Genomic DNA, 2,134 nt, shown 5'->3' on the forward strand with positions numbered 1-2,134 from the left:
GTCGTCGCAGGACCCGTCGTCGCAGGACCCGTCGTCGCAGGACCCGTCGTCGCAGGACCCTGCCGGTCCGGCGGGGCCGCACCGCTGGCCGCTGCGCGCACCGCGGGTGCAGCGCACCTTCGACCGGTTGCCCTCCCCCTACGCGGCCGGGCACCGCGGCGTCGACCTGGGCGCCGGGGCGGGCACCGAGGTGCTCGCCTCGGCCGCGGGCACGGTGGTCTTCGCAGCGGCGGTGGCCGGCCGGGGCGTGGTCGTCGTCGCCCACGCCGGCGGGGTGCGCACCACCTATGAACCGGTGGAACCCCGCGCGGGTGCGGGCACGGGCGTGCGGGCCGGTGACGTGATCGGCGTGGTGGCCGCGGCGCCGGCGCACTGCGCGGGCGGTTGCCTGCACTGGGGCGCGCGCCGGGGCGCCGACTACCTCGATCCGCTCACCCTGCTGGCGCCCGCACCGGCCCCGGTGCTGCTGCCCCAGGGCCGGCCGGGCTGAGGCGGCCGTTCAGCCCGCGTCGCTGAGCTTGCCCCGCAGCTGCAGCACGGCCTTGGTGTGCATCTGGCAGATGCGCGACTCCGTGACGCCGAGCACCCGGCCGATCTCGGCGAGCGTGAGGCCCTCGTAGTAGTAGAGGGTCACGACGATCTTCTCCCGCTCGGGCAGCTGGTTGATGGCGCGGGAGAGCAGGAACTTCGTCTCCTCCGTCTCGAAGGCGGCGACGGGATCCTCGGCCTTGGTGTCCTCGAGGGTGTCGACGAGGGAGAGCTTGTCCCCCTTCTCGCCGGAGACGGTGAGCAGCTCGTCCAGGGCCACGACGTTCACGTAGGAGACCTGGCTGAAGATCTGGTGCAGGTCGCCCAGGGGGATGCCGAGGCGCTGGGCCACCTCCGCCTCCGTGGGCGTCCGGTGCAGCTCGCCCTCCAGCGCCGCGTAGGCCCGCTCCACCTCGCGCGCCTTGCTGCGCACGGAGCGGGGGATCCAGTCGATGGCCCGCAGCTCGTCGATGATCGCACCGCGGATGCGGGAGATGGCGTAGGTCTCGAACTTGATCGCGCGCTCGATGTCGAACTTCTCGATGGCGTCGATGAGCCCGAAGATCCCGTACGAGACCAGGTCGGCCTGCTCGATGTTGGGGGGCAGGCCCACCCCGACGCGGCCCGCCACGTACTTCACCAGCGGGGAGTAGTGCAGGATGAGCCGTTCGCGCAGCACCGCGTCACCGGAACCCTTGAACTCCTCCCACATGGCGCGCAGCGCCGCCTCGGCGGCCTCCTGCTCCGGCGTCGGGGTGCCGCGGCGCGAGGTGAAGCGCGCGTTGGCGCGGGGTCGGCCGGCCGGTTCGGCCTCCGCGGGCTTCTCGTGCACGACCTCCAGGGCGGGCTCGGCCGCCGTCTCCTGCGGCGCGGCCTCGCGCGACCTCGCTCCTGCGTCCATCCCCACTCCCGCCTCCGCTCAGGCTCGTGGATGGGCCTGGCGGTACGACCTCCGCAACCGCTCCACGGAGACATGCGTGTACACCTGCGTTGTTGAAAGCGTAGCGTGACCGAGTAATTCCTGAACGCTACGAAGATCGGCTCCTCCGTCGAGCATGTGGGTCGCCGCCGAGTGCCGCAGGCCGTGCGGGCCGACCACCGGGATGCCCTCCAGACCGGCCAGCAACCCGGTGAGCACGGCCCTGACCTGCCGTTGCCCCAGACGCGCGCCCCGGCGGCCGAGGAAGAGGGCCGGCGGCGACGTCTCCACGGCCAGCCGGGGACGGGCCGCGGACAGGTGCCGGTCCAGCGCCACCAGCGCCGGCCGGCCGAACGGAACCACCCGTTCGCGCGAACCCTTGCCCAGCACCCGCAGGGTCCGCCGCTCCAGGTCCAGGTCGTCGACGTCGGCGCCCACCACCTCCGCGACCCGGCAGCCGGTGGCGTAGAGCAGCTCGAGGACGGCGACGTCCTGCACGCGGAGGGGGTCGCCGTCACCGGCGCGCGCGGCGGCGGCCTCCAGGAGGGCGCTCACCTGATCGGCGCGCAACACCCGGGGCAGGTGCCGGGAGGCGCGGGGTGCCCGCAGCCGCTGCGCGGCGTCGTCCGCGACGCGGTCGGTGCGCCGCGCCCACGCGGTGAACGTCCGGGCGGCCGCGGCGCGGCG

At 74.3% G+C, this 2,134-nt stretch carries 3 protein-coding genes; 1 reads left to right on the forward strand and 2 read right to left on the reverse strand.

The features are described 5' to 3' along the window. Positions 1 to 490: M23 family metallopeptidase (locus ABEB16_RS02415; RefSeq protein WP_345710679.1), on the forward strand; the 490-nt coding region annotated here is incomplete at its 5' end. 9 nt (positions 491 to 499) lie between these two features. Here the strand turns inward: ABEB16_RS02415 and whiG are convergent. Together whiG and ABEB16_RS02425 are read right to left on the reverse strand one after the other, a co-directional pair. Further along, a complete protein-coding gene (whiG, locus tag ABEB16_RS02420; RefSeq protein WP_425560090.1) occupies positions 500 to 1,429 on the reverse strand; it encodes an RNA polymerase sigma factor WhiG in 930 nt (309 codons plus the stop codon). 18 nt (positions 1,430 to 1,447) lie between these two features. After that, a partial coding sequence (locus ABEB16_RS02425) for a tyrosine-type recombinase/integrase (protein ID WP_345710681.1) occupies positions 1,448 to 2,134 on the reverse strand: 687 nt, incomplete at its 5' end.

The sequence above is a fragment of the Kineococcus glutinatus genome (assembly GCF_039542765.1).
Classification (GTDB): Bacteria; Actinomycetota; Actinomycetes; order Actinomycetales; family Kineococcaceae; genus Kineococcus_A; species Kineococcus_A glutinatus.

Excerpts from the sequence above, each read along its gene's own strand:
- whiG (WP_425560090.1), bottom strand. The coding sequence starts at position 1,429 with ATGGACGCAGGAGCGAGGTCGCGCGAGGCCGCGCCGCAGGAGACGGCG.